We start from the raw sequence: 24,426 nt of genomic DNA, 5'->3' as shown, positions 1-24,426 counted from the left end.
TCAGCCTGCCTTTCTCAGTTCGTTGCTGTCGCTTTCAACGATGGCACGCATTTCCGCGACCAAAGCCTTGATCTCGACGCCAGCCCCCTTCTCGGGTTCGCTCACCGTCGGAGGCGAGCCGTTGAGAAACATTTCGCGGTAAGCAGAACGCTCGACCAGGGCGGTACGGAACAGCGGCAGGCCGTGGCGTTCTAGCTCGCGATAGGCAAAGTCGGTCACGCGCGTACGCAAGGGATAGATTTTCGTAAGCAGCAGACGGTACGGGATCTGGCGGTTCGTTGTTTCGCCGACATCGCGGATGTCGCCGACAACGACCAAAGCTTCCCGCAGATCGGGTTCAGATGCCTGCCCGGCGCGGACCACTAAAGCCAAGATTAACCCCCGCGGTTAGTCGCCGATTTCGCCGTTGACAGCTGGACACTCCTCTCAACGCAGAACTCTGCGTGGCTCGCCGTAGCTGAAGACATGTCTGCAAAAACGAGACCCAAGAAGGCGGATAAAGGTTCTTCGCGCCCTTCTGCAAAACGGCGCCGACAGTGGCTTGCCTCCATCGAGCCCTCCATCGCCACGCTGGCCCCGCGCAACATTTCCCAACCGGACCATTGGCTCAGCTGGTCAAGGGTATCTTGGAGCGCATCAGTGAAATGGCGGGCGCGCTCGGGGCCTATGAGGCGCTTCTCGCAGTACTCATCCTCCCGGCATCGTTGCGTTGCAATACGCGAACGCGATAACGTTGCGGCCGATCTTCAGCTTGATCGCCCTCGGTGCCGTCCTGCCACTCGTTGCTCGGCTCATCAAGTCGCGAGATTGATCTAACCGGGATAGAGAGCAGTACGGCGTTTTTGACGAAACCGACCTGCGCTGCGCATTCTGGTCTGGGCGTCCCGCAGATGGCGTCAGGCCGTCGCGAGGCCTGGCCCTCAAGGAGTCGCGTCGCCAAATGTGACGGTGACAACAATCCGGCAATTTGCCAGAGTGCAGACGTCGGAGGGGAATAATGCAATTGACAGTCGAAGTGGTTACGGTCATTGCCGGCGCGACGTCTGTGTTGGGAGTGCTCGCGCTCGTTGCGTATTTTTATCTTTATCAGAAGGTGCGTGCGCTAGAGGGGTCGGAATTCAGGTCTGTCCGACAGGTCGTGGAAGGCGACGGCATCTTCAACGCCGACCAGGTGATCGAGATCCTCCAGACGTTCGGTAGCGATAGCGCAAGGCTCGCTGCGCTCAAAGAACTCGCCAAAGTCCAGAAGCACTCGGCCGACGGCGCGTCGCGGGTTTACAGCAAGATCAAGAGCCAGATCAGCGTTACCGAGCTCGAAAAGCAACGTTTCACACATATTCGGCGTCTGACCGTCAGTGCAGCGCCGTTCTTCTTCCTGATCGCATTGAGCACTGTTACCTACGGCGCCTATTCCAACCCGGAGATTGCCACCGCGATCAGGGAGTTCATTTCCGGTAAGGGCGGAGGTTCGGGGCCGTCGCCGTCACCCAGCCCCAAATTGCAGCACCTCGGAACGGTCACTATCACCCCCAAAATCCTGGCGAAGTCCCAGGAGACCTCGACCCACCCCCGCGTTCAGGTGAGCGGCAAGGGTAAGAATTCGACTTATCCCGCGCACTTCGCCATCGCTCCCGACCTGGCCAAACAGGGATGGAAGATCGATGTCGAGAAACTGGTGGCCAATCGCGATTGGTGGACACAAGACAGGGGCGAGGGGGGTAGCAGTTGCACGGGTGTCGACCGCAACACGATCAAGGACACCGAGTTCACATTCAATATTCAGCTTGGACGCAACAAGGACATGTTTCACGAGTGGGACGCCGATCAGTACTGCAATCTCAACGCCGTGCCGCTCATTAGGACGATCGAACGCCAGGACGAAGCCAGTCCGGTCACGCGCGATTTGTCGTGGAATGCAGACGAACTTGTCGTGCTTCCGGATAATACCGTTTCGTACGTCATGAAGCTCGCCGTCGACGGCTATCCAGAGCGGATACTGAACGAAAGCTCCGCATCTCCCTTCGACTTCCTCGATATCAAGCGAGAGAACAACAGGATCCTTTTTCAACCCAAACCAGCCTCTAAGAACTCGAAGGGTTGACGACCCGTTGTTTCAACCTCTCTTTGAGGGCGCGATAAGCGTGATCTTCCGGCACGGTCAAGATTGCGGGCCGCTGATCGATGATTGCCGCGAGCTCGAATGTGACGGCATCGAACAAGTTGGCGAGAAACGCATCGCCTATCATCCGAATCTCGGAAACATCCTCGAAAAGGCCCGCCATCTCGCCGTGAGCAAGCTTGTTTCGGCCCTCGCGGTACACCCTGTTCACAGCATCTGCGACGCCAATTGAGCTAGCGGAGTCGGATCAGGGAGAAGGCCTCGATGAATTCTTCGTAATGACGGCGGCAGGCCGCCGGCCACCGATCGTTGAAGCTGCTCATAAATCGGTGGTGTCTTCGTGGGCAACCACAATTTTGTCTTTGCAATGAATGGAGTCTGAACGACTGAAGCGCTCGCCGTTCAGAAATGTTCCCGAATACTCCGCGGCTCCGTCCGAACCGGAGGACCTGATGTCCCGACCATGTGGTGGGCCTCAGCAAGCAACGGGATGAAACTATGAACAAGCGCATTGCATAGCTCTATCTAACCTCGGCAGCGATCTTTGGGTTGGCGCTCAACAGCCCTTCGGCGTTCGCCTGCGGAGGGATCTTTGATGCAGCCTGCAACACCGCCCATGGCGGCCTCAGTCCAGACAACGTCGCGAAACAGACGGCGAAGGTCGTGCAGGATGCCGCCGCCACCACTGTCAAGGCGGTGGACGACACGGGCAAGACGGTCGAGAAGTCGGCCCATGACGGTGGTCACACGCTCGAAAAGGCCGCCCAAGATGGTGGTGGTAAGACGATCGAGAAGGCCGCGCAGGATAGCGGTAAAACGATCGAAAAGGCTGTTCAGGACACGGGGAAGGCGGGCGAGACGGTCTATAAGTTCGGTGTTCGTCAGATCGAGAGTATCGGCGATTCCGTGAAGGCGTTGGGCCGTTCGGGTGACAAATGGACAATAAATTGGTGCGATTCACCATAGGTTTACGGACTTGACGAACTTAACGAAAGCTCCCATTTTATCCAGGGGGCTTCGGTAATGGTACTCGACGGTCGTTTTGAGGGCAGGCTCAGGATCAGGAGTTGGCGATGGCGAACGCCAAAAAATCAACTGGCGGAAGGTCGATTTCCAGGGCCCGCAAGTCGAAGCCTGGTTTGACGATGTTCCTCAAGGCGAATTTCAAGACACTGGCGACCAAGGGTGTGCGAGGCGTCAAGCTCAAAACCCCTGGCGCGGCGAAGAAAAGTGTCGGTTTGCTGATCAAGCGGTACGGCGAAGCCTTCGAAAAGAGCAACAGGGCAGGTCGTGTGCACAGCTTTCTCGTTAACGTCGATCCTGATGGTTGTGCTGTCGCCACGCCCATCGAGCAATCGGGAACTGCTGCGAGAGGAGTCGCCCAAACACGAACGGCTGACACTCGCAATGCCGGACTCGAGGCGGCGCTGGCTGCGGCGCGGGAACGGGGCCGCGTGCGGGCTGCAGAAATCCTCTCGGGCGAAGACATGCTGAGCGCGGACGAGCTTGCTAACCTACTGCACACGACGCGCGTGACGATCAACGCCAAGCGACAAAATGGACAACTTGTTGGATTGGACGGAGCCAAGCGGGGGTTTCGCTTTCCTGTCTGGCAACTTGATCGCGATGGAAAACCGTATCCCGAATTGCCGGGCCTTCGTGAGCGGCTTGGCGGTCCCTGGGCCGTCTTCCGCTTTCTTGTACAGCCTCACGATGAGCTCGATGGCCTGACGGGGCGTGAAGCCTTGGAACTTGGCCGCGGGGAAGCCGTACTTGCAGCAGCGGAAAGCGTTGGACGAGGGGATTTTCGCTAAGTGACTGCAAGGGGGCCGACTGCGACCTTTGCCAAGTCGCGCCTCGATCTGCATACCGTGCCCGCAGGTGTGAGGTTTGGCCGAATTTATTTGTCGCGGTATCCCCATCCATTGGGATATGGCAAGTCGCCCAGTCGGTTCAGCGATCCTCGGCGAAGGATCGCGGCCAACCGTTTTGGCGTGCTGTATTTGGGCGACACACTCAAGGTCTGCTTTCTAGAGGCAGTCCTGCGCGATCGGCGCGATGGTGCAGACGGCTCTCTGCTCTTGAGCGAAGACGAGCTTCAAGACAGACACTACGCCACGATCGAGATTGCTTCTCCCTTGACTATGGTTGACTTGCGTGGCGACCGCGCTATCCGTATGGGAGTTCCGACCGATGTTGCGCGGGCCTTAAGGCAAACGCTGGCGCGACATTGGTCGCTCGCCTGGCACGAACATCCGTCTGGGCCAGACGGCATCGTCTCTCCGTCACGGTTAAACGGCCAAACGAACCTCGCAATCTTCGACCGGGCGGTGCCAAAATTGAAAGCTATCGGAGTGCAGCCTCTGATCGGCGTGGCCGGCCTGGCGACTGTGCTGGACGACCTTATGGTCGAGTTGGCCCCTTGAGCCGATCAACAATCAAGACGGCAGTGGTAGTCATTCGTCGTCGGGCGGAACGATCGACATCCTTGTCAATATTCTTCCGACGCCAAGGCCCGCCCACCAGCCATCGCCGCCACTGATGAGAAAGACCGAGCTCCCGGCGACGTTGTTCCGCGTGACCTCTCGCCACGTCTTGAGATCTATCCCGGATGGCGTCGACGAAAATCGGGGATGCGTATGCCACTCACCAACGAACGTATGAGTGCGCCCGCTCTCGGTCCATCGCCTCTTGGCGAGGCCCTGATGCCCGGGATCGTCTCGATCAAACCGAAGTTGTGCACGGCGGTCGCGCCGCAGAGGCTCCGAACATTCGGTGATTTCGATGTGGGGACCTCTGTAGCAGCCGATCAGGATCCCTCCAGCCTCTGTCGCATTCTCGGGAGCGCGCAAGTAGCGTTCGATCCTCATCATCACCTGGTTGTGGACGACGACGAGCCGCATGCCAGCGCGGAAGATCATTGAGCCCGTGTTTGGCAAGCTGGGCACTCTGGAGCGGGTGTGAGGTTCATATCTTTAATCTGGAAGCTGCGGTCGGGATCGAGCACACGTGTTCGGTAGCGATGCCTTGGATCGCCGCTATTCCATGCGAGAACGAGGTCGAGCGCGAAGGCCGCCGCCGACATCGATGCCGAGACCGGGAACGGTGCATAGAGCCCGTCTCCGCAAGCCGGATTGCGTAGCAGCTCGTTATCGGAGTCTGGACGCATGACCCGGTAGCGCGGCTCGCCAGCAAGCTTGGGCTTTTGGCATTTGAAGCACCCGTGCTCCGGTCCGTCGCAGAGCAAAACCTGAGCCGCACCACCGTTGCCGACGATCCAGGCGTGAAGAACTGGCGGATAGTTCGGTCGCTGCGACACGGCATGATGGTTCAAGGCGATGGAGAACGGTTCCTCACCCGTTGCGTCGATGACCAGGTCGCCCGACAATGACTTCAGGATCGCTGTCGCGTCCACAGGACGGCCGTCGACCGCAAGGTGCGGAAGCTGTTCGCGAATGTACTCGGCACAACCGTCCGCCTTGTTCTGGCCGAGAAATGACATTCCGAGAATATGCCGCCCTAGATTGGCGGGCGATAATCTGTCGGAGTCAATCAGCGTGAGACACCCTCCCAGCGACCCGGCGCCGCTTTGCGCGAGATTGTAGGCGAGAAAGCCGCCGATGGTCCCGCAACCGATCAGAATAATGTTCTTTCCGGCGAGGCTCGGCACAGTCCCAAGATTGCGCTGGTAGAGGAAGCGTTCATCGATTGGAGAACCCAGATGGCGTTCGACCGCCACATCCTCGGTGCGGTCGAGCAGGAGCTTGGGCAGCGCCGACTTCCGGGATTTCATGAATTCGGGGCGATCAAATCGTTTGGGGATCTTGATCTCGGCGAGACAGATGGCATTTGGTGCGCAGATCGCGATCCAACGCGTCAGACCGGTGCCCACCTCCAGCGCGAGCTTCAATTCGTGTGCTACGCCAATCCTGTCGAGGAATGCGGCAAAGCCTCGAAGATTGCGGGGCAGGGCTCCGCCTCGATCTGCGCCAAGATCGCGGTCCACGCGCACGATCCGGCAGGGGGCTATTTCCGGAGTGGCCTTAATGCCGCGGTTAGCCGCATGTAGTGCCTTGAGGGAAGGGGGGAGGCCATCCTTCGGTGCCAGCACCAGCTTGTCTTTAGCCCTCCGCGACAGCCCGACATAGAATATCTCACCGTCGCCTCGAAAACCCTCTGGCAGATCCACCAGGATTGAAGGGCCGGCGGCCCAGTACTGGCTGAATTCGTCGGCGTAGTCGAGATCGGAGCGGCCACGAAGCCCGTCGCCCAGAACCTTCTCCGCCAGCTTTAGACATTGCAGAACGGTCCCGCCGGGATCGTACCGATCCAACACCATGGCACCTTTTGCGACATAGCAGACCATGTCGTCCGGCCCGAGCAAGTGTGGCGTTCGCTTACCTTCCGCTTTGCCGCGCGAGAGCAGTTTGATGACCGGCGGATCGACGAAATCAAGGTCAGGCACCTCGATCGATACCTCGGCCTCGAGACCATGCCGTTCGATCCGGCCGACGTAGTATGGATGCGCGCTCTGGCTCCAATCCTTCTTGAAGCCCTCCTGTCTTAGCGCCGCATCGATGGTTCGGAGAACCTCCTGCTCATCCACTGGTCGACCGTCCCACAGACGGCGCCGGCGAGATGATGGCCGGTGCAGCTACAACAGCCGCAGCCGCAGCGGCGTGAGCCTTGACAAGATCAGGCCGATTGGGAATTCGCTCGCCAAAGATGGCTTTCAGATGGTCCACGGCGACCTCTGGCAGGTAGCAATGATTGATCGCGTCATCCAGCTGCTCGTGCATCGCGTTGGCAGCCTTGATGGCCAGCTGACGTTGCTCGCGGGTCCAGGATGACCCGAGAACTTCAGCGGTGTCGGCCGGATTGAGAATCTCACCGGCGAACATATCGGCCAGGCGCGAAGTCACCTCGAGGAGCGCGAGATCATCGCGGCGAGGGACACTCAGATGACCAACGTCCTCGAATGCGTAGAAGGCGCAGGCCATCAGTATGATCGACGAGATATGTTCAAGTTTGTGATAATCCCGCCAGGCCTTCAGGTAGCGGCATTCGCGCCGCAAGAGTTCGCCATAGAAGTCGACGGCATTGAGAAACCAGTCATGAATCTTTCGCGGGTCGGACGGCTTCCAGTTGTCCTTGCGGTGGGCGAGCAGAACCTTGTCGGAATCGACCTGATCCCAGCGGTCGATCCGCATCTTCCGCGAACCCATAAAGTCGATGTTGTCTTCGGAGTCGGCAATAGCCCGGTCCATCGCAGCCTTAGTCAGCCTGGCAAACTGGTCGTCGGGAATGGCATACAAGGGCACGTCAACGTGGAGGCAATCGTCGATGATGACCCGCGCGCAGGTGTCCTTCTCCTCGAAGCCCTTCCACTTCTCGCGCTTGATCAGTACCTTCAGGGCGGCGTCGATAATGTCGAAGTAGAGTTTCGCCGCTTCGGCGGGGCCGTTGCCCTTGACGAATGTCATCGGCAGGTAGAGGCCGTCGTCAACGTCAACCTGCTGCGGCGGCATCCATGCGCGCCGATTGAGCAGTTTGTACGCCTCGCTGCCCTGCGTGAAGAAGCGCGGCGTGATCTGTCTTCCGAGCTGACGTTTGGTCTCGCTCCCGATCACCGCCCTGAGATGGTCGCGGATCTTTCGCTTGGCGTTTTGTAGCTTGTCCTGTTCGTCAGCTAGCAGCTCGAGCTTGGCAAGAAGATCGACGCCCCCTTGGGCGCCGTGAAGCAGCTTATCGACGTTTGCCACAGTGGTACCTTCCTGGTTGCAGTCGCTCGCCACCGACGGTTCGGCGATCCGGGCGTCGGGGACGGCTTGCATCCAGCGGCACGAATCGATGGTTACAGTATGGAATAGCGCTTTTCATGGCTCTGGAGAACGAATTGGCAACCGAATCCACAAAAAAGAAGCCGTTTCAGATACTTGCGCTCAGCGGGGGCGGGTACCTCGGGCTGTACGCTGCCGAGATCCTTGCCCGCCTAGAGGAAAGGGCTGGCAGACCCATTGGCAGCTGTTTTGATTTGATCGCTGGCACTTCCGTCGGTGGGATCCTTGCAGCGGGCGTTTCGCTGGATGTGCCGGCTGCCCGGATGCGAGACCTCTTCATCGAACGGGGGCGGGACATCTTTTCGGGCCGGCCGCGGCCGAAGTTCGGCTGGATCGACGCGGGGCGGTCAGTGCTTGGTCCGAAATACGATGGCCAAGCCTTGCGGAGCGTTGTTTCCGAAATTATTGGCGACCAAACGATGCTAGCTGCCTGCAAGCACCGCCTGATCATCCCCGCGGTCAACATGACGAAGGGGAGCGTCCAGATGTTCAAGACGGGTCATCACCCGGATTTCACGCTGGATCCCAAGCGGCGATTGGTCGACGTGGTCATGGCGACCAGCGCCGCGCCGACCTACTTCCCACTGGCGGAGGTTGGCGCTGCGCACTATGCCGACGGCGGTCTCGTCGCCAATGCCCCTGACCAATGTGCCCTGCACGAGGCAACGCACTTTCTGAAGCAAGATGTGTGTCAGATCTCGATCCTCAGCATCGGCACCACTTCGACCGGATTTTCCCTCAAGCGATCCCTCGGTCGCGATCTCGGCAGCGCGAAATGGATGATGCGAGGCCGGCTCTTGAGAACGATCGTTTCCTCACAGCAGCAGCTCGTCGATTACATGCTGCGCCACCAACTGGGCGAACGCTATCTGCGAATCGATGCCACCCAATCGGAAGAGCAGCAGGCAGATTTGGCCCTGGATGTTGCTGACGCGAACGCTCAAGGCACGTTGCTTGGCTTGGCGGAAGGTAGCTTCCAGAAGGTTGCTGCTGATAATGCACTTCAAAAATTTCTGACTCACAAGCCCGATCCGCCCGACTTTCCCGGCGTGACCTCGGCTTAGATTGAACGGCGAGCGCTCTAAAGTCGGTACCCGGAAGACCAAGTTCTCATAGGCGTTTCTTGAGTTGGATCGATCCCTTGGTATTGCGATCGGTCCAGTAATGGCCGCTCATCTTCTTCGGCGGCGTACCGATGACGCGGTAGCGGAATGCGCCATAGTGGATTTCGGTCTGCGTGCCGCGAGCGAGAATGTCGGGGTCGCTCTGGTAAACGCCAATCACTTCATAGACACCGTCATTGTGACGGATCAGCCGTCCAGCAAGCTGAAAGGATCTGTTTGTGTTGGGCTCTTCGCCTGTCACCAATCGAACCGATAACGATGTGTAGGTTTGCGTAATCGTGGCGGTGCCGGTGATCGTCTTGTTCTCTCGGCCACCCTGTTCGGCGTAGGAGGACAATAATTCAGCGCCCCACTCGCCGGAGAGGTCGGGTGTCTTGTGAAAAAGCCGGAACGGCCAGTGCCGCCACAGTACCCGGTCGAAGGCCGTCAAGAGGCCGGTAACGACCGCGACCGTGACCGAAAATGGCTTGGCGTAATCCCAGGATAGGTCTACTCCGAAGTACAGGAGTGAAATTGCCCAGACCGCGGCCGCAACGATGATGATAACTGAGATCGAAAAGCCTGAAGGCATGTCCGAAGCAAATGTCTGAGGAAATGGATATCGAAGCGCTGCTTCGGAAAGTACATTCTGAAGGTCTTCCTCGCTACCCTTTGCTGGTCGTGTTCTTCACCGGAAGCGAAGAGCCGCCGGACTGTGTTTCGATGCTTCGCGTTCCGATGCTGAGTGGAGGCTTTGTCTTTGGCGAGGACTTTGGCAGCCGGGTTCGGCAAGCGATGGCGGATAACGAGAGCGCCCACGATGGAGCGGTTGCGTTCGGCCGATCGAGGACGTCCAGCTCCTATAAGTGCGCGGGCTGGTCTTACCGCATTGTCGCGACAACAGCATCCGGTGCGGCAGAGGCAAACAGGGGCGCGGCTTACAACAGCGCAATTTCGTTGTCGCTGAGCCGCCGTGTCGATCTCGTCTGCCTGTTTTCCCGGGATCTGGAGATCTTCGTGGGTGGGAGGCGGGCAATCCTCGTTGAAGGTCGGTAGTTCCTATCATAGGGAAGCGATTGCGGTTGCTCCGCCGATAACCAGGCCGTCTGAATACCGGTCCCGGCCCCAGCACGTTGGGACGGGGAGGGCAGGAACCGCCTTTTTGCCTCCAAAAAAGGCCGAATCGGTCTCAATTAGGGTAAATCCTTGATTTGAGACCTTTTTGAAATCTAGCTCTTGGGCGTGTCAGAAGTTCTCCTATGTTTCTGACACTGGAGTGAGAGCCATGACCGCCCTTAGCACCCGGATTTTGGAAGTCACCAAAGAACTGCCCGAAGGCGCACCGATTGCTGCCAAGGCGCTTTTGCACCTTGGAAAGCGTGCTGCTGTCGATCAGGCCCTTTCGCGTCTTGCCGAGCGAGGAAAGCTCCTGCGCGCGAGGCGAGGGGTGTATCTGCGTCCGGTCGAAAGCCGTTTCGGGGTTAGAGCTCCGTCGGTCGAAAAAGTCGTTGAGGAAACCAAGGCTCGCAGCGGTGAGACCATTGTTTCTAGCGGCGCGGCGGCGGCCAACCATCTTGGTTTGACAACGCAGGTACCTGTCCGTCAGGTTTACCTGACCTCTGGTCCTTCTCGCGAGCTCCACCTTGGCAAGCAAGTTGTCCAGCTCAAGCATGCGCCGCTTTGGCAGCTTACGCTGGCGAACCGTCGTGCTGGTGAGGTGGTGCGTGCGCTTGCCTGGCTTGGTCCCAAGATGGCAGAACGAGCATTGCGGTCGGTCAGTCAGAAACTGACACCGACCGAAGTGAGGGAACTTAAGTCCGCGGCGTCTTCATTGCCGACTTGGCTTGCCAGGCCGGTAAGCGAACTACATGTCTGACAGGTTCCTAAACCTGTCTGACGCCGAGCGCCGAGACGCGCTCGGCGTTGCTGCTTCCAATTCAGGACGTCCGGCACATCTCCTTGAGAAGATGTCTGCGTTGTTTGGGGCTTGAACGCACTCTTTTCCTCTCCACTGGGAGAGCACCTCGTTTTCAAGGGCGGAAGTCCCTTTCCGGCGCAATCCGCCGCTTCTCGGAGGACGTCGACCTTACCTACGATATTCGGGCAATAACCCCTGATCTCGTGAAAACAAGCGAGAGCAATCCTGTCCCTCAGATGCGAGGTCGAATTGAATACATACCTGGGAACTGGGTTGTTTACCTGTTACTAGCGAGGGGCGGGAATGATATGAAGTGTATGATATATAGCAAGTATATCCGACAAATAAGATCAAAGCCGTGGCCAAGTCAATTTCGACACAACAGGACCGTGCCATCGAACTCCTCAAGGCGCGCGGCATCGCGCGACCCTCCGAGCTTGCCACGGCTGGCGTCACCGCCGCGACTATCGCCCGCATGAAGGAAAAGGGCCTCGTTGTCCAGCTCGGACGCGGCCTCTACCAACTGCCCGATGCGCCCATCGACACGCATCATTCCCTCGCAGAAGCCGCCAAGCGCGTGCCCAAAGGGGTCGTCGCGCTAACCTCCGCCCTCGCCTTCCATGAGCTGACCGACACCATTATCTTCGATGGTCTGGCTCGCCATCGGTCCCAAAGACCGCCAGCCCCGTCCAACCAATCCGCCCATGCAGTTCGTTCGCTTCAGCTCGGAACGCCTTCAGGAGGGTGTCGAGACGCATACGATCGAAGGTTGCGCGGTGAAGATCTTCAGCCCCGCCAAGACCGTCGTCGATGTTTTTCGCTACCGACGCAGCGCCGGGACACGCTATCGTCATAGTACCGGCCTCGACCTCGCGCTCGAAGGCATGCGTGAGGCCCTGCGAACCCGCAAGGCGAAGCCTTCGGAGATAGCGGATTTCGCGCGCAAGGCCGGGGTCTGGAAGGCCATGCAGCCTTATATGGACGCGATGATCGCCAATGGCTAACCCACCCAAGAATGTCGCGGCCTCGGTTCGTGCGCGGCTGCTCACGCTTTCCAAGGAGCGTAACCAGCCGTTCGACCTTCTCCTTACCCGCTATGCGCTTGAACGGCTGCTATATCGCCTTGGCTCGACGGATTACCGTAACCGCTTCGTCCTTAAGGGCGCGATGCTGCTTCTCCGCCAGCGGAGCGGCTAGTCGTTCGGCACCTCCAGATTATTGGGTGCCGCCAGCCCGCTCGGTAAAGCAACACCGAGACTGGTGATCGCTGCTTCCTTGCCTTCTATCTGTGCCTGAAGCTGCGCGAGCCGACGGCCGTCCGCCGTATCGAAATAGGCATCCGCCTGAGCGATCGTCTCTCGGGCGTTCTCATTTTCCCTTCTGTACTGTTCGACCTTCCTCACCTGATCGGGCGTTTTCACCTTTGAAACAGTCGTGGTACCGCTACCCCCGGACGACTTCTTGGCCAGCACGACGTCGACACTGTTGTCTTCCTCCCGCGACACGCCGACAGACGGGTTAATCGTTATCGGCCGTGGGGCGATCGTGAACGCCGGATTAACGCCGGCCGTCGCGAGCACGACAAATGCCGACACTGGTGAGGCGGTCCGGACGGTTTGCGATCAAGCCATCCGAGATGCTCGTATCGAGCGCCTCGTTCAGCCATTGACCAAAGCCGATGTTGCCGCGCAGAAAAGGATGAGTTCCAGTTGCATAAGTATCGGCGCAAGGGGCAGCACGAAAATCGATGTCGGAGACGTTCAGGCTGAATCGACCCTATCGAAGGGAATCGGAATTTTGTTGGCATCTGCTGCGAGTGTGCCGGTCTCGTTGCCTTTGAGTGTAATTGTGTAAGCAGCTTCCCAGTCGATCAGGAAACGGCGATCGGTCCTGTGAAAAAGCTGTTCCCGGCTGGCGTCGGCGAGTTCGCAGTGTATTGCGCCGATCAATCGGTCCCGAGGAAGTGCCTGCTGGCTGGTCAAGTCAGGCAGTTGAGTTCCGCAGGCCGCAAGTGAAAATGCTAGCAATAGCGAAAAGACTTTATCGCAATGCATGTATCAGCCCCCAATACTCCAGCTAAACGTTGAGTTGAATTAGGTAAAGAACTTGCTTGGCCTGGATGACGTCGCGGGCGTTATCGAACGAGTTCACGCGTTCTGCAGCCAATCGGACTGAAAAAGGGAGCCGGAGCGATCAGGTGTCGGATCCGCGAGAGGTGTTGGCCGGCCGCAGCTAGTCCCTCTTCCTGGGTTCGAAGGGCACAGCGATGTCGTTGGATCATGCAAGGTTCATCAGGAGGCGGCGGTTGTGGACTTCAATGGCATTTTTTCAATGCGGCGCCAGATCTCATCCGCGATCTCGCGAAGGACTGGATCTGAGATCCGCTCCTTATTGCCAGTGACGAACTGTCGTCGATTATCGAGCGTTGGAAAATGGTTGGCATAGACTAGCGCCTGGAAAACGGCGTCCAACTTGTCAAAATCGCGAGCCAAGCTCGCGCACCGATCGGCCCCTGTCTCAAACCTTTGAAAGTGACTGAACGAGGCGGCTAGGCCAGGTAAATGCTGATAGGTAGCTAGCGCGGCGATGCGATGCATCGTTGGTATCTCCTTTGACTTCGTCTCGCCGTCGGTAGGGCGGTAGTCGCCGATGTAGGCCTCTGCGATATCGTGATACAGAAGGATTCGGATGATCTGGGTTGTTTCTTTTGGATCGAGTTTCGGCGTCAGTCGTTCGCTCAGAAGGTCGACGAGAAGCATCGCACCATAGGCATGCGAAGCGACACTTTCCACGACCTGCTTTTCGGCCGTCATCTGGCGATCAACCCACCCGATCCGCGGTATTGCTTTCGTGGCAAATAGCTCAACCACCGCATCAAGGCTTGAGTAGAGTTCGCGCGAAAGTGCGTGTTCAACCATGATTAGAAAGGCTGAAAGCTCTGGGCCCAACGTCACGTTGCTGGCCATGAGCCTCTTTATGAGACCCGCCTCTTGTTCGCGTTGTTCTGTTGATAATTTCGCGAGTTCATGACGATACCGAACCAGCGAAAAATACGTCAGAATGCAGATTCGATCGTATTCGCCCGTCGTTCCGCTGCTTATCGCGGCCTCTATCCGTCGTCCAAGCAACTGGCGAGTACGACGCCAATTACCTCCTCTGTCTTCATGGTCGAGCGCCACTGTGACGCCTGTGGCATTGTGATCACGGTAGTATTCGAGATGAAAGCTCCGGTTCAAGCGATCTTCATAGGGATCGCTGATGACGGCGGCGATGTAAGAGTCGGTTGCTTTCTTGTCGCCATTTAGCGAGCGGCTGATATAGAGCGAGCGTCTTGCGAGCCGCCAGAATTTGGTCTGTTCGCTCGGCGATATTGTGCCTGGATCCAGCAACACTTGAGCGGCTGTGTCGAAAGCTTTTTCGGCCCGAAGCCTGCCCCGTTCGGAGCGCGCACGTCCGAAAAGATACAAAGCATAGGAAAGTGAAGCGGGCTCAAGGGTGTCCGAGATCTTGTGCGCTGCGGAGAGCACTGCGTCCTCGACGCGCTGGTCGGCCATGAGATCCTTGACAGCGCTGTTGACGTCGTTGCCAAACACCAATGATAGAAAAAGCTCCTCGTTAATACCCGTAGACTTGAAGATCGCGCTGCTACTCTTGGGATTGTTGAATTCACCGAGGATATAGACGACAGCCTTGGCGATCAGTGCGGTTTGGACAATGCGTGGAAAAAGCGCGAAGTCGCTCTCGTATCGGTCATGCGCGGTCGCAAGCTCTGGAGATCCGGCACTTTTCACCAGGATCCGGCAGTAAGACCGCAGAGCTGCTACGCAAAGCAGATTGAACTGCCGGCTCGTGAAGCGGCCGTAGAGGTCGCCGTAGAGGTTTTGCATCGATTGGATCACAAAGGCCGAGCTGTTCTTGCCTTCGAACGCCATCTTCCCGGCATTGTGTAGATATATGGATACCACGAAATGATTGAGATAAAGAAACCCGAGCGTTCGAAGCGCAGCAATGATCGCCTCGGGTGACTCGCTCGTGCTCGTTCCGCTCGTTCGGACGATACCGCCAATAACCGCCGTTGCTAAAGCGTCATCGTTTACTGAGATCGCTTTCAAGTCGACCGTACGGTCGTGCTTTCTGTTGTGAAGGTAAGGCGTCGGAGGGTAATCATTTGAGTCCGCTTGGAGTTCATAATGATCAATTCCGAACGCGAGCACCAGCGTTGGCTCGTTGCGCGCGAGCAGCTGGGAAAGCGCCTCGATGATCGGGCGCTCGCTGTCCGTTCCGATCAACCCATCCAGAAAAACGATAACGTTGTCCTTCGTGTCGATCAGGCCGGGAGCATCCCGATCGACACGTCTTCGAAGAACCGAAACGGCATCGGCCGATCCGGCTTCCTTGATTATTTTGCGGGCGTCGAGGAACACTGTTTTGGGTGCTTCGTGCGCATCATTAACTGAAAGCTGGAGGGCTCGCAGGAGTGCCGTCTTTCCGCCGCCGCCGCGCCCCTGGACCAGGAACGACCCGGCTCTGGGCTTTTCCAATATTTCGCTCAAGAGCTTCGAAAACCGAATTGGAAGAACGGTCTCACCATGATCTCTTTTCGAGACGGTAATGCGCATATTCGAAAAACGATCGTCGAAATCTGAAGTGGAGGGGGCGCCTAGTATTCGTTGTCCTGGATACTCTGGACTGTAGTCTTCCGGGACGCCACTAACTCCGCTCAGCTTTCGCTCGTCTCCAAAGAGACTAGGCTCAGCGATGAGTAATTTGACCGTATCCAGTGCATTCGACATCGCCCAGCGGCGGATAAGTCCGTTGCCGATCGCATCGTATTCCGGCTTCTGTGTTGTGGCCGGGTCACTGATAGCTCTGACTGCATAAAATGGCGGCGCCGGTGTCAATGTAAGTAGCCCATCCGCAATAAGCCCGCTTTCCATATCGGCGGCAACATAGTTGCGATCCGCGTTCTTCAATACGTGTTCTTTGAAGCGCGCTGATTTGATCAGCAGATTGCTGACTGCAAAAGGCCCGCTCACCACGGTCGGCGTCTTGGCGAGGTCCTTGACGCCCTCCCATTCTTTCAGCTTCCGTCGCTCATTTGGGGTGAGGGTGTAACCCATTCGTTTGGCGAAATTGTCAATGCTGGGAAGCTTGTTCTTCTTCTTGAATGGGACAGAATTTACGACGTATCCGGCACTGATGCTCACGGGAGCCGGTTTGCCGCCGGGAAGTATTTCATACCCATTCTTTTCGTCGTCCTGCGCAGCCGCTCGGTAATCAATGACATTGATGTGAGTGGGGACGACGACGTCACCAACCCGAGCGTCCTTTATTCGGCCCGAAATGCCGACGTTCAACACCAGCTTGGGTGAGAATTTCTCCGAAAAGCGAAGCGCCGCATCCCGGATTCGCAGGCCGATTTCGCCCACGCTCACCAACGCGCCACGCCGGGAGGTGCCGTTCGCGTCTTCGTATTCAAAGGAGTGATACGGAAAAATGCCCAGTCGAGGCGCCTCTTTCAGGTTATGAAACGGCAAATCGTGAAACGTCTCTGCTTCTTCCGTCAGGGCGATTAGAATCAGTACGTCTAGGGCTTCTGGTGAAGTCATGAAAAGGTCTCGACGGGAAATTGGGCAGGGATCGCCGATTGAAGGCGCCACCTCGGCTATGAGCATTGAAAACTATTGGCGATGACTATTTGCAGCTTGAGAGCTTACGTGTGTTGATTGATTCAATCAACTGGAACGACGCAGCCGTCTTTCGAAGATTGGCGCAACTCCATAGGGTTAGGAAGACCGCCGCACAGCACATCATCCAATCTCACCTGGACAGGAGCACCGCACGCCTGCGCTCCTCGGCCGCCATCGCCTTGAATTCTTCCTCGATGAGCAGGTCTGCGCGCTCGACGAGTTCTTGTCCCTTGCTGGGCAATGGGGAGGCGAGGGCGTCCTCGATTTCGGTCACCAGCGAGGTAGCCTCCGCTGACTTCATCATGGAAAGCTCGGCGCGTCGCGCCCGAAGCTCGTCGGCTATCCGAGGCGCACTGGCGCTCATCAACGGACTGTGCGAGCTTAACGGTATTCTCTCGATTGGACGGGCGAGAAGATCCTGCATGATGGTTTGTGATGTGTCCACGAATTTGAGCAACTGCTCGGCGCCTGATGGTGTGGGATCGCCTTTCAGGGCCGGTGGGCCGGGGTGAGGAGTTGTCACATCGCGATCGACCGGAAAGCATGCCGACGCTGAAGGAAGTGGACAGGGCGCGGGCGTGGAGTGAGAAACCAACCAGACCTTAGGAAGGTAACCGTGAAGAAGGGTGAAGCGGAAGCGGCCATTTCGCACTTGGTTGATAAGTGGGTGGAGCAGGCAAAGGAGCCGTGGCCGCCCGATGGCCTGCATCACTACAGCTTCGGCACGTTCTGGACTTGGCTCCAAGACAACTACCATCAGTATACGCAATTTCGGGCCGTACCGAACGCTCGCTATGTCGCAGAGATGTGGTTCGATAGGCTTACGAAGCAGACATGGCGCAATTAGCCGGTGCCTAAGAGCGAAAAAGGCCGGTGTTCAAGGACGTTGATCCGATCGCCTGCCTGCTGCCAATTCTTGGACTCACAGATCTAACCGTTCAGTCCCTGAGCCCAATTGCTCAGGTAGACACGGATTCGCGCCGCATGCCGGACACAAAGTTAGGGGTAAGGCGCGAAAGATAGCATCAGCATCAGGCTCGCAAATCCCGCCTGCTTTAGGTCAACCCTTCACAGTCAGCGCGAGCCTCGCTCCGAAGCCTCCAGCCAAAGCGTCGAGTGGGGCGCATTCGGCTGAAGCTTCGAACGCTTCCTAGGCTGTCGAGGCGGACATCTCTGTGACGGGCTCGGTCCAGCCTGCGGGGCTGCTCCTGTCGGTCCCCGAAACAGGGCCGACGACTAGTCTGGGTGGGGCAGTCCTCGAAGTTCGCGGCGGAACGGCTGTGCTCGAAGGGCCCGGTGGGATTCCGAATCGCAGCACGGGGCGATGTGGTCCCCGGCATCGGGCGAATCGACTCTATCGTGCGCTGAGGCCAGCCGACTTCGTCCGGCCGCAATCTCGTTTCGCAGGAGAGCTGGATCGACGACTCGGCAGCCTACGACCGGCACGTCAAGAACAGTCTCGAACGTTCAGTCGCGCAGTTGCCGAGACATATCCGACATCTGGCACTGCTGGTGTGCTGATGTCGCCGCCACGAACGAGAGGAGCCGAGATCACATGTCGCCAGTGGCTGGATAAGCAGGTTGCAGTTCGGCGAGCTCGCGTGAGTCGCAAAGCGAGCTGCGGGCACGGCTTTATTGCGCTCTAAGCGAATGAGTGAAGAAAAAGTGCGCAAGGTTGCGGATGGAGGTAGGTTACGTTCTCAATTTTCAACGCGGTACCCGATAGGGGATCTCTCGTCAATTTGTTGCGGGCCGCCCGCTATCTCAGGTTTTTGAAAAGGATCTTTGTTGCGGCGATGCGCATCTTGCATGATGGCTCGGTCGCGTGGGCGCGTTGTTGCGCAGAAGGTGCATTCTTTCATCGTCTTCTCTGAAATCCCGCACTTTTGGTGCGTGTGTGATCATGTTCACACGCCTTAAGGTTATTAGGCAAGGAACAGGGCGATCTCAGGAAGATGGATCCTGGCCCATGATCTTAGATCGGACGCTGCCTTCAGCCTCGTGCTGCCAATAGGAGGCGAAAATAGCCTGCCAGAATTTGCGGCTAGCAATGTGAGAGCGCGAAGTCGCTGCATTGTCTCGGGGGCGCACGGTATTCCTGATTCCTGCGGGGGCCGCGCTCTGTCTCTATTTTGTGCGGTCAACTGCGCTAAAACAAGCCGGGCTCCGTAAGGAAAATTTACGCCTCCGGACAGAGCCAAGAACGTAGGTCACAGCCCTGAAGACCTGCATTCGGCGACGAGCGCAGATTTCGCAAATCGAGGGATTGAGTCCGTTGTTTAGCTGCAATGGGAGTTGCAGCCTTCGAACTTTGCGCGGCTTTCCTGCTCGGCAAGAAGAACAACACAATAAATCAGCCGACGAAAGACGATCCGCATTGGACAACTCCAAGTCGCGAGGAAGTGATTGCAGATCGTGCAGGTAGCTGTAGATATAATGTACAGCTTAAGATAGAGTCAGCTTACCGAAGCGAGGCGTCCTGTCACATCCACTTCGCGAGCGCAGGCCGCTAACGAGTTCGATTCTTGTCGTGCGGATGAGGCCATGCCAGTCGCATGCGGTGACGATGCAATCGTTGTTCGAGGATTTTCCAAGAACGAGTTCGCAGACGAGGCGAACGTTACTCGAGATCGAAAAGAAAGCTGGTTTCGTTTCATGGACTGGACATAGACGGGCTCTATAATTTGTACTGTTGATCAGGCTGCAGATCGATCTGTTCGCGTTATACGCGAGTTGATTCGAACCGCACTGGCTGTGCCCGCACCGCAGAGGGAGTCAGATCCTAAGATGATGGTGGTCTGTATGAATCAGTCGGCGAATTTTGCGGTGTGGTCACCGGTCAGACAATTCGGATGCGTGTCATCAAGACGGCCTTGTCGCGTTCGTTGCCACGCGTCACCACAAATCGCGGAGCTTTGTTTAGACATTCACAGAGAGAGGCACCGTCATGAGTGGCACAATGATCATTGATAACGTCATCCCGCGTGCAGACATCGTCGAACATGCGGACCGGCTTGGTGTCGAAATCAAGAACATTACGCTGTCGGACGATTTGTCTGACGAGGTCATCATAGCCATTAACCGGCTGCTGCTAGAGCGTAAGGTCATCCTCTTCCGTGATCAGAGACATCTCGATGATGCCCAGCAACAGCGTTTGGTGCTCCGGCTCGGCTCGCTGATACCGAATCCCACAATGCTGGACGCAAGGGGAGACCTAACAAACCGGAAGACGCTCCCTGATCGCGCCTGCAGTCAAGTCGACCAGATGACCGATGACGACGTCGTCAGTGCCCGCCGCCCAACAATTTCAGTGCTGCGGGAGGCAGCGGTCCCGCGTTTTAGCGGGGACATCGCTTGGTCGAACACGGCGGCCGCTTATCTTGATCTTCCCGATCCCCTGCGGATGCTCGCCGATAACCTTTGGGCTGTGCGCTGCGCCGCATTCGATCACACTGCGGCGGAGGGGGCCACCGAAGCCGACAAGAGGGCATTGGACGACGTATCCACCGGAACGATCTACGAAGCGACACATCCGATCGTTCGTGTTCATCCCGAGACCGGCGAACGCATGCTCTCGCTCGGTCGTTCTGTGCAGAACTTTGTCGGCCTGCAGCGCTATCCGAGCCAAAGACTGTTCGGACTGCTGCAATCCTATCTCACCGCGCCGCAGAACACCCTGTGCTGGAACTGGAAATCAGGCGACGTCGCAATCTGGGACAATCGCGCGACCGAGGCGTACCCCGTGAACAAAATTGGCAGTCCACATTTGGCCATGGACCAGCTTGCGATTGACGCCGGCGTACCGCACATGAGGAGGCTGAAATCACGGGCCGCTGAGGCTGCCTAGCAGTGTCGGCACGGTGGGTTTTGGTAAGACGCTGGCGGTTCAAGGCTAAGTTGTGGCTCTGCGATGTCGAGTGGAGCCGGGCCTTCGAGCTTATCCCTCCAGGACCGGCTAACCGGCGCCGGCAACCTGCGTCTTTTCTTGTCCATAAGAATTGCTGAGAAGCGCGAGCAGGCGGTGTCATTCTCGGGTGAGAGCCGGGTAGAATGCGAGCCGGCTCTTGGCTATCGGGGCCCGGCATTGAAAAGCTGGAGCGGATCGAGCTCGGCGATGGTCGAGGCGCTATTCAACTTAAAAGCGGCCTCGCGCACTGCGGAAATAACTCATGAATGTGGGCCCGGGCACACCAGGGTCCTGATCATCGATGAAGGCCTTTCAAGAGTGTCCTTCGCAATTGGGGATGGCGCTCACGCTCGCTTATGAGGAGGCGGGGTCGCGTGTTTGTTCGGACAGAAAGGCGTGGGCGCGCTTGTCGCATACCTTAGGCATGCTGGGCGGTTCGCTGGAGCCGGTCGCGATCAAAGCGGTTTCTATCCGCAATGACGGACTAGTTGGCGCATTCTTCAGGACTGAACATGTTCAGTGTGCGTCCCACGAGATCCCGGAGGCGTCGACGGTTCGGGGGCTCGCCGCAACAGTTCTTTGGCTTGGCGAATTCATCCCGATCGGCTTGAGATCGGGGCTGTAGGCGGCACGAATAGTAGGCGCGCCGGCATCTGCGATGAGGCAGGCGGCCTCTTCGTTCTTCTGGCCTGTGAGGATCACCGAAGATGCGCGGCTTTTTACGGGCCGCTCTTTAAGCCGAATCGTGCTGGCGCAACATCCGATGGAGCAGGAGATCGGATTCGGCCGCCACAGATTCGAAGGGAGCACGGGCGCCGCTCCGGCTCGTTTCGCTCCCGTGGTTAGCTACAAACATAGCTCTCTCCATAATTACGTCCTGTTCCGACACGGGCGTGCCGGCTTGCGTCCTCTGGACATCGGCTTGGGTGGCACCGCGCCCTTCGCCGGCTCAGCGAACAATTCGGACAAGTGAATACGCAAGGTCGCGGCGATACGATCCAGGAGATCAATGGTCGGGTTCTCTTTCTTCTGCTCAATGCGCCCCATATACGAGCGGTCGATCCCGGCATCATAGGCCAATTGCTCTTGCGGAATGCCGCGCTCTACGCGGATCCGGCGCACATTCCAGGCCACAAGCGCACGAGCGTTCATGCGCAAAGGCAGCCATTCCGACGATTATGAAACCACTGGTTATAGCCAGAGTATTACGATAAGCTCACGCCTAAGCAGTTGGCTGCCCTCGCCCAATTGCTTCAAGGAGGCAGGTCAACGGTGAGACGCAGACGCCGTAACCCTTGTCAATGTCGTCGATCATCACAAGCGTTCTCGCGGTGCGATAGCCCGCTTCTCGCCGGAGAGCAGTAATGGCGGCTCAGAGGTATTGCGGCGTTTTCCGGGCACCGCGACCAGATAGGACAATCGTCGAACTGGAGCTCGAAAAGGGAAACGAATTTTCTCCAGGCGCTGGGTCTGGCCAGGGCATTTCACCAGTGCGCGCGGGCCGGTCACCACGGGCACCCTCCCGGCATGAAAGAGCAAGAACAGCCTAGTTACAAGGCAAATCTCCGATCAGTTCCGGTATGTACTGCGATGAAAGAGGAAATGCGCAGGATGGAGCCACCAGGTCATTGTGAGCCGATATGCGATCGCGGTCTTGGTGCGAAATGAGTTTGGCGCTGCGACGATTCGGGCGGTACCACTACGCCCCCAAATTGGTTATCGTTGCACGGAATTCGATAGATTTTTCAGTTCGGTAGGAGTTTCAGTCAGTGCCGGCCGACCCGAAGATCGCAGAATTGGCGCCCAGCGCGCACGAGCTCACGTCATATGACAAGGAGCACGCTGTCACCTACATGCGACTTCTCGATGCCGACGCTGACAAGGCAGATTGGCGCGAAATCGCGCGCATTGTGCTTGGGCTTGAGCCGACCGTTGAACCCGATCGTACGCGACGCACGTTCGAAAGTCATCTGACGCGGGCCAAGTGGCTAGCAGGCCATGGCTATCGTGATCTGCTGCGTGGCGGTTGGCCAAAGCAGTAAACACGGCCGATCCCAGCATCGAGGGAATTCCTCGCAATCGCAAAAGACGATTATTCCATCGATTAAGTGCGTGCGAGGCTCGCACGCGTAAGCACATAACCGGAAACGGCCACAATCTTCAGCTGCATTTCGCCTCGTGTGAAAGCCTGCGGGGAAATGGTGCGATGCCGGGTACTGACTGGAGATCTGAGGAAGCATACAGCGACCTCAAGAAGGCAGAAGCTGCCGACGTGGCCTGGGAGTGGCTGCGCCGGGATCCCGATTACCAAGAGGATTATAGGCGGTTGTCTCGCCGCCAACGATCCAGCGCAACAACGAGCCACTTGCGACGGAAGTGGGGGCTTTCGTTTTCCAGCTGATCCGCAAAAGACATTCGACAAGCAAGCAGTCTTCTGGGCACCCGAAGTGCTGTCGACCGTACTGCCTATGCGGGCGGCCAATTGCGTGGCGCCCAAAAGCTACCAGCTCGATTTCACCAATCTGCTTGGCAGCGAGGTTGGTCGCGCGCCGGATGGCTGGCATGCCATCGTGCCGCTCGGAGGCGCGAAGCATCGCCTTTGGCTGAAGAGCCTTCCGGCGAGCGGGTCTGCTGTCGTGCTCGACCTGCCGCTCGACGCGAATTTCGAGCTTCGCTTGCAGGCCGCACGTCGATTTTGGCTCGCCCTTGAGCATCGGCCGCTCGGAACGCCTCCTCTTGCTTTGCCAGCTTTGAAGCGGCGTCGGCTTATCCTCGCGCTGCGCGCACTGGATGGATGGCAGCAAGGAAATAGCTATCGCCAAATCGCGCAAGGTCTGTTTGGAAGCCATCGTATTGGCGAGCGGGGCTGGAAAACAGACGACTTGCGCAGCCGAACCATTCGGCTTGTTAAGCTGGGGCGGCGTCTCATGCGCCTTCGCTGCCGCGCATTGCTCGACAAAGGCAAGGATGACAGTTCATGAGCTCTCGGGCGTTAAATGGCATGGCCTCGATTCCGTGCAACCAATTCATTTGCTGGCGTCGCTCGATCGGCGATAAGATGAGGTCTTTGCGTTCCGATCTCTCGCGCCGTCCTTTGTTTTCGGACTGCTGCAAAAGAAACGTAATCTTCGTCGGACGAAGACACCGGCGGTCTTGTTCGGATTGTCTCTGAAGTTGAGTGCCCTGGACGTGAATGGGGCCGGTACATCGATCTCCCGCAGAGTCATTGAAGAGACCTCGAGAGGCATTTCAGGTAGCCTGCGCTAGCGTCGCCCTCTTGCAAAGACGAGCGACCCACCGGCAAAAAGAACGAGCGATTTCGGGGTGCTCGCTGCGATCCACCGCAAAGGCGCGATATTGCATGCCACTTGGAGCGCGTGAGCCGGGGATGATTTGCAAGGCGCCCCCTCGCACTAGATCACTGACGATGATTTCCGGTGCGACAAGAAGGCATTTTCCTGTCATGACTGCCGGCAGAGCAAGATAATTATGATCGTACCGCGCGCCCGCTCGTATGTCGTTTGAGGACAGGTTCATGGCCCTCAGCCATGTTGGCAAGATGTCGGGTCGTGATGTGATGTTCAGTATCGGGATTGAGCGAACGATCGAGAGCTCTCTGCCCGCGACCAGGTTTGGCGGCCCGACGCATACCAGCTCCTCATTGTAGATCTCCCAACTGTCGGCGGGTTCGATGACGGAAAGGTCACGTGTAATCAATATGTCGAAGTCATCCGAAGATGAAGGCAGCGATAGCGAGCTGATGACGTCCACGATAACGCCGCCAGCTTCAGCAGAGAACGCTTGCAGATTTGGAATCAGAAGCGAGGAAGCAAAAGTCGATAGCGATGT

The 24,426-nt window shown here is 57.7% G+C and carries 27 protein-coding genes and 2 pseudogenes; 18 read left to right on the top strand and 11 right to left on the bottom strand.

All coding sequences use genetic code 11. From position 1 onward, the window contains the following. Positions 1 to 372: a hypothetical protein gene (locus tag IC66_RS0135545; protein ID WP_157158149.1), complete on the bottom strand. Its 372-nt coding sequence runs from the start codon at positions 370 to 372 to the stop codon at positions 1 to 3. 625 nt (positions 373 to 997) lie between these two features. Here IC66_RS0135545 and IC66_RS0135540 point away from each other — a divergent pair. The 5 genes from IC66_RS0135540 (at position 998) to IC66_RS0135515 (ending at position 4,545) form a co-directional block, all read left to right on the top strand. Further along, on the top strand, positions 998 to 2,101 hold the full coding sequence (locus tag IC66_RS0135540) for a hypothetical protein (protein ID WP_038950825.1): 1,104 nt from the start codon (positions 998 to 1,000) through the stop codon (positions 2,099 to 2,101). A gap of 40 nt (positions 2,102 to 2,141) precedes the next feature. After that, complete coding sequence (locus tag IC66_RS0135535) at positions 2,142 to 2,351, top strand: hypothetical protein (RefSeq protein ID WP_038950824.1); 210 nt, start codon at positions 2,142 to 2,144, stop codon at positions 2,349 to 2,351. 317 nt (positions 2,352 to 2,668) lie between these two features. Beyond that, the gene (locus IC66_RS0135525) at positions 2,669 to 3,085 is read left to right on the top strand and encodes a hypothetical protein (protein WP_038950823.1); all 417 of its coding nucleotides are present in this window, start codon (positions 2,669 to 2,671) and stop codon (positions 3,083 to 3,085) included. Between the two features lie 107 nt (positions 3,086 to 3,192). Further along, positions 3,193 to 3,933: an XRE family transcriptional regulator gene (locus tag IC66_RS0135520; RefSeq protein ID WP_244429219.1), complete on the top strand. Its 741-nt coding sequence runs from the start codon at positions 3,193 to 3,195 to the stop codon at positions 3,931 to 3,933. Continuing rightward, complete coding sequence (locus tag IC66_RS0135515) at positions 3,934 to 4,545, top strand: RES family NAD+ phosphorylase (protein WP_038950821.1); 612 nt, start codon at positions 3,934 to 3,936, stop codon at positions 4,543 to 4,545. It abuts the gene before it with no gap. A 30-nt stretch (positions 4,546 to 4,575) separates the two neighbouring features. On the opposite strand, the gene IC66_RS49290 is transcribed toward IC66_RS0135515, so the two are convergent. Next, on the bottom strand, positions 4,576 to 4,905 hold the full coding sequence (locus tag IC66_RS49290) for a Mov34/MPN/PAD-1 family protein (RefSeq protein WP_390887530.1): 330 nt from the start codon (positions 4,903 to 4,905) through the stop codon (positions 4,576 to 4,578). Between IC66_RS49290 and IC66_RS48585 the strand changes: the two genes are divergently transcribed. Further along, on the top strand, positions 4,825 to 5,043 hold the full coding sequence (locus tag IC66_RS48585) for a hypothetical protein (protein ID WP_244429218.1): 219 nt from the start codon (positions 4,825 to 4,827) through the stop codon (positions 5,041 to 5,043). The two genes, IC66_RS49290 and IC66_RS48585, sit on opposite strands and share 81 nt — an antisense overlap. On the opposite strand, the gene IC66_RS0135505 is transcribed toward IC66_RS48585, so the two are convergent. Together IC66_RS0135505 and IC66_RS0135500 are read right to left on the bottom strand one after the other, a co-directional pair. Continuing rightward, the gene (locus tag IC66_RS0135505) at positions 5,037 to 6,725 is read right to left on the bottom strand and encodes a ThiF family adenylyltransferase (RefSeq protein WP_038950818.1); all 1,689 of its coding nucleotides are present in this window, start codon (positions 6,723 to 6,725) and stop codon (positions 5,037 to 5,039) included. The two genes, IC66_RS48585 and IC66_RS0135505, sit on opposite strands and share 7 nt — an antisense overlap. Then, entirely contained in the window at positions 6,718 to 7,953 is a 1,236-nt protein-coding gene (locus tag IC66_RS0135500) for a CBASS cGAMP synthase (protein WP_049806722.1), read from the bottom strand. The genes IC66_RS0135505 and IC66_RS0135500 overlap by 8 nt, the downstream gene beginning before the upstream one ends. Positions 7,954 to 7,997: 44 nt before the next feature. Between IC66_RS0135500 and IC66_RS0135495 the strand changes: the two genes are divergently transcribed. Beyond that, positions 7,998 to 9,023: a CBASS cGAMP-activated phospholipase gene (locus tag IC66_RS0135495; RefSeq protein ID WP_049806721.1), complete on the top strand. Its 1,026-nt coding sequence runs from the start codon at positions 7,998 to 8,000 to the stop codon at positions 9,021 to 9,023. A 46-nt stretch (positions 9,024 to 9,069) separates the two neighbouring features. Here IC66_RS0135495 and IC66_RS0135490 read toward each other — a convergent pair whose 3' ends face one another. Continuing rightward, a complete protein-coding gene (locus tag IC66_RS0135490) occupies positions 9,070 to 9,654 on the bottom strand; it encodes a hypothetical protein (protein ID WP_028143527.1) in 585 nt (194 codons plus the stop codon). Positions 9,655 to 9,665: 11 nt separating this feature from the next. On the opposite strand from IC66_RS0135490, the gene IC66_RS0135485 reads away from it, so the two are divergent. The 5 genes and pseudogenes from IC66_RS0135485 to IC66_RS0135470 all read left to right on the top strand — a co-directional run bounded on the left by IC66_RS0135485 (position 9,666) and on the right by IC66_RS0135470 (position 12,177). Then, positions 9,666 to 10,118 carry a hypothetical protein gene (locus tag IC66_RS0135485; protein WP_038950815.1) on the top strand — a complete coding sequence of 151 codons (453 nt, stop codon included), beginning with the start codon at positions 9,666 to 9,668 and terminating at the stop codon, positions 10,116 to 10,118. 229 nt (positions 10,119 to 10,347) lie between these two features. Next, positions 10,348 to 10,938 (top strand): DUF6088 family protein, encoded by a 591-nt coding sequence (locus tag IC66_RS43945; protein WP_083859373.1) that lies wholly within the window; start codon positions 10,348 to 10,350, stop codon positions 10,936 to 10,938. Then, positions 10,931 to 11,186: pseudogene (locus IC66_RS48580) on the top strand (nucleotidyl transferase AbiEii/AbiGii toxin family protein); the annotation flags it as partial. The gene IC66_RS43945 and the pseudogene IC66_RS48580, both read left to right, overlap by 8 nt. A 152-nt stretch (positions 11,187 to 11,338) precedes the next feature. Next, positions 11,339 to 11,984, top strand: a pseudogene (locus tag IC66_RS0135475) (type IV toxin-antitoxin system AbiEi family antitoxin domain-containing protein). Then, positions 11,977 to 12,177 carry a hypothetical protein gene (locus IC66_RS0135470; RefSeq protein ID WP_038950813.1) on the top strand — a complete coding sequence of 67 codons (201 nt, stop codon included), beginning with the start codon at positions 11,977 to 11,979 and terminating at the stop codon, positions 12,175 to 12,177. The pseudogene IC66_RS0135475 and the gene IC66_RS0135470 overlap by 8 nt, the downstream one beginning before the upstream one ends. On the opposite strand, the gene IC66_RS47295 is transcribed toward IC66_RS0135470, so the two are convergent. The 4 genes from IC66_RS47295 to IC66_RS0135450 all read right to left on the bottom strand — a co-directional run bounded on the left by IC66_RS47295 (position 12,174) and on the right by IC66_RS0135450 (position 17,127). Beyond that, entirely contained in the window at positions 12,174 to 12,575 is a 402-nt protein-coding gene (locus tag IC66_RS47295) for a hypothetical protein (RefSeq protein ID WP_038950812.1), read from the bottom strand. The genes IC66_RS0135470 and IC66_RS47295 overlap by 4 nt on opposite strands. 165 nt (positions 12,576 to 12,740) lie before the next feature. Further along, positions 12,741 to 13,034: a hypothetical protein gene (locus IC66_RS47290; RefSeq protein ID WP_162131354.1), complete on the bottom strand. Its 294-nt coding sequence runs from the start codon at positions 13,032 to 13,034 to the stop codon at positions 12,741 to 12,743. A gap of 237 nt (positions 13,035 to 13,271) precedes the next feature. Then, entirely contained in the window at positions 13,272 to 16,589 is a 3,318-nt protein-coding gene (locus IC66_RS0135455; protein ID WP_038936649.1) for an HD domain-containing protein, read from the bottom strand. A gap of 211 nt (positions 16,590 to 16,800) precedes the next feature. Continuing rightward, on the bottom strand, positions 16,801 to 17,127 hold the full coding sequence (locus tag IC66_RS0135450) for a hypothetical protein (protein ID WP_038950810.1): 327 nt from the start codon (positions 17,125 to 17,127) through the stop codon (positions 16,801 to 16,803). Positions 17,128 to 17,286: 159 nt separating this feature from the next. On the opposite strand from IC66_RS0135450, the gene IC66_RS0135445 reads away from it, so the two are divergent. The 3 genes from IC66_RS0135445 to IC66_RS0135435 all read left to right on the top strand — a co-directional run bounded on the left by IC66_RS0135445 (position 17,287) and on the right by IC66_RS0135435 (position 21,202). Continuing rightward, the gene (locus IC66_RS0135445) at positions 17,287 to 17,517 is read left to right on the top strand and encodes a hypothetical protein (protein ID WP_157158147.1); all 231 of its coding nucleotides are present in this window, start codon (positions 17,287 to 17,289) and stop codon (positions 17,515 to 17,517) included. 2,112 nt (positions 17,518 to 19,629) lie between these two features. Beyond that, positions 19,630 to 20,517, top strand: a complete 888-nt coding sequence (locus IC66_RS0135440) for a TauD/TfdA dioxygenase family protein (RefSeq protein ID WP_244429217.1) — start codon at positions 19,630 to 19,632, stop codon at positions 20,515 to 20,517. 361 nt (positions 20,518 to 20,878) lie between these two features. Continuing rightward, complete coding sequence (locus IC66_RS0135435) at positions 20,879 to 21,202, top strand: hypothetical protein (protein WP_157158146.1); 324 nt, start codon at positions 20,879 to 20,881, stop codon at positions 21,200 to 21,202. Between the two features lie 245 nt (positions 21,203 to 21,447). Here the strand turns inward: IC66_RS0135435 and IC66_RS0135430 are convergent, their stop codons facing one another. Continuing rightward, positions 21,448 to 21,729 carry a helix-turn-helix domain-containing protein gene (locus IC66_RS0135430; protein ID WP_028143513.1) on the bottom strand — a complete coding sequence of 94 codons (282 nt, stop codon included), beginning with the start codon at positions 21,727 to 21,729 and terminating at the stop codon, positions 21,448 to 21,450. Between the two features lie 617 nt (positions 21,730 to 22,346). Between IC66_RS0135430 and IC66_RS0135425 the strand changes: the two genes are divergently transcribed. From IC66_RS0135425 to IC66_RS0135420, 3 genes are all read left to right on the top strand, one after another. Then, the gene (locus IC66_RS0135425; RefSeq protein WP_038950806.1) at positions 22,347 to 22,619 is read left to right on the top strand and encodes a DNA -binding domain-containing protein; all 273 of its coding nucleotides are present in this window, start codon (positions 22,347 to 22,349) and stop codon (positions 22,617 to 22,619) included. Positions 22,620 to 22,783: 164 nt separating this feature from the next. After that, positions 22,784 to 22,978 carry a transcriptional regulator domain-containing protein gene (locus tag IC66_RS48575; RefSeq protein ID WP_071916574.1) on the top strand — a complete coding sequence of 65 codons (195 nt, stop codon included), beginning with the start codon at positions 22,784 to 22,786 and terminating at the stop codon, positions 22,976 to 22,978. A gap of 46 nt (positions 22,979 to 23,024) precedes the next feature. Beyond that, positions 23,025 to 23,558 (top strand): DUF2285 domain-containing protein, encoded by a 534-nt coding sequence (locus IC66_RS0135420; protein WP_038950805.1) that lies wholly within the window; start codon positions 23,025 to 23,027, stop codon positions 23,556 to 23,558. A gap of 268 nt (positions 23,559 to 23,826) precedes the next feature. On the opposite strand, the gene IC66_RS43930 is transcribed toward IC66_RS0135420, so the two are convergent. Beyond that, positions 23,827 to 24,426 (bottom strand): LysR substrate-binding domain-containing protein (locus tag IC66_RS43930; protein WP_038960164.1); only part of this gene is annotated, 600 nt, incomplete at its 5' end.

The sequence above is a fragment of the Bradyrhizobium genomosp. III genome, assembly GCF_000261705.1.
Classification (GTDB): Bacteria; Pseudomonadota; Alphaproteobacteria; order Rhizobiales; family Xanthobacteraceae; genus Bradyrhizobium; species Bradyrhizobium ottawaense.
This window is presented reverse-complemented; position numbering and strand designations above follow the sequence as displayed.

Bases quoted from the DNA above. Each gene is read 5' to 3' on its own strand.
- IC66_RS0135495 (WP_049806721.1), top strand. From the start codon at position 7,998: ATGGCTCTGGAGAACGAATTGGCAACCGAATCCACAAAAAAGAAGCCG.
- IC66_RS0135430 (WP_028143513.1), bottom strand. From the start codon at position 21,729: ATGAACGCTCGTGCGCTTGTGGCCTGGAATGTGCGCCGGATCCGCGTA.
- IC66_RS0135470 (WP_038950813.1), top strand. From the start codon at position 11,977: ATGGCTAACCCACCCAAGAATGTCGCGGCCTCGGTTCGTGCGCGGCTG.
- IC66_RS0135440 (WP_244429217.1), top strand. From the start codon at position 19,630: ATGATCATTGATAACGTCATCCCGCGTGCAGACATCGTCGAACATGCG.
- IC66_RS0135490 (WP_028143527.1), bottom strand. From the start codon at position 9,654: ATGCCTTCAGGCTTTTCGATCTCAGTTATCATCATCGTTGCGGCCGCG.
- IC66_RS48585 (WP_244429218.1), top strand. From the start codon at position 4,825: ATGCCCGGGATCGTCTCGATCAAACCGAAGTTGTGCACGGCGGTCGCG.
- IC66_RS43945 (WP_083859373.1), top strand. From the start codon at position 10,348: ATGACCGCCCTTAGCACCCGGATTTTGGAAGTCACCAAAGAACTGCCC.
- IC66_RS0135485 (WP_038950815.1), top strand. From the start codon at position 9,666: ATGTCTGAGGAAATGGATATCGAAGCGCTGCTTCGGAAAGTACATTCT.
- IC66_RS48575 (WP_071916574.1), top strand. From the start codon at position 22,784: ATGCCGGGTACTGACTGGAGATCTGAGGAAGCATACAGCGACCTCAAG.
- IC66_RS0135520 (WP_244429219.1), top strand. From the start codon at position 3,193: ATGGCGAACGCCAAAAAATCAACTGGCGGAAGGTCGATTTCCAGGGCC.
- IC66_RS0135540 (WP_038950825.1), top strand. From the start codon at position 998: ATGCAATTGACAGTCGAAGTGGTTACGGTCATTGCCGGCGCGACGTCT.
- IC66_RS0135435 (WP_157158146.1), top strand. From the start codon at position 20,879: ATGAAGGCCTTTCAAGAGTGTCCTTCGCAATTGGGGATGGCGCTCACG.
- IC66_RS0135455 (WP_038936649.1), bottom strand. From the start codon at position 16,589: ATGACTTCACCAGAAGCCCTAGACGTACTGATTCTAATCGCCCTGACG.
- IC66_RS47290 (WP_162131354.1), bottom strand. From the start codon at position 13,034: ATGCATTGCGATAAAGTCTTTTCGCTATTGCTAGCATTTTCACTTGCG.
- IC66_RS0135500 (WP_049806722.1), bottom strand. From the start codon at position 7,953: ATGCAAGCCGTCCCCGACGCCCGGATCGCCGAACCGTCGGTGGCGAGC.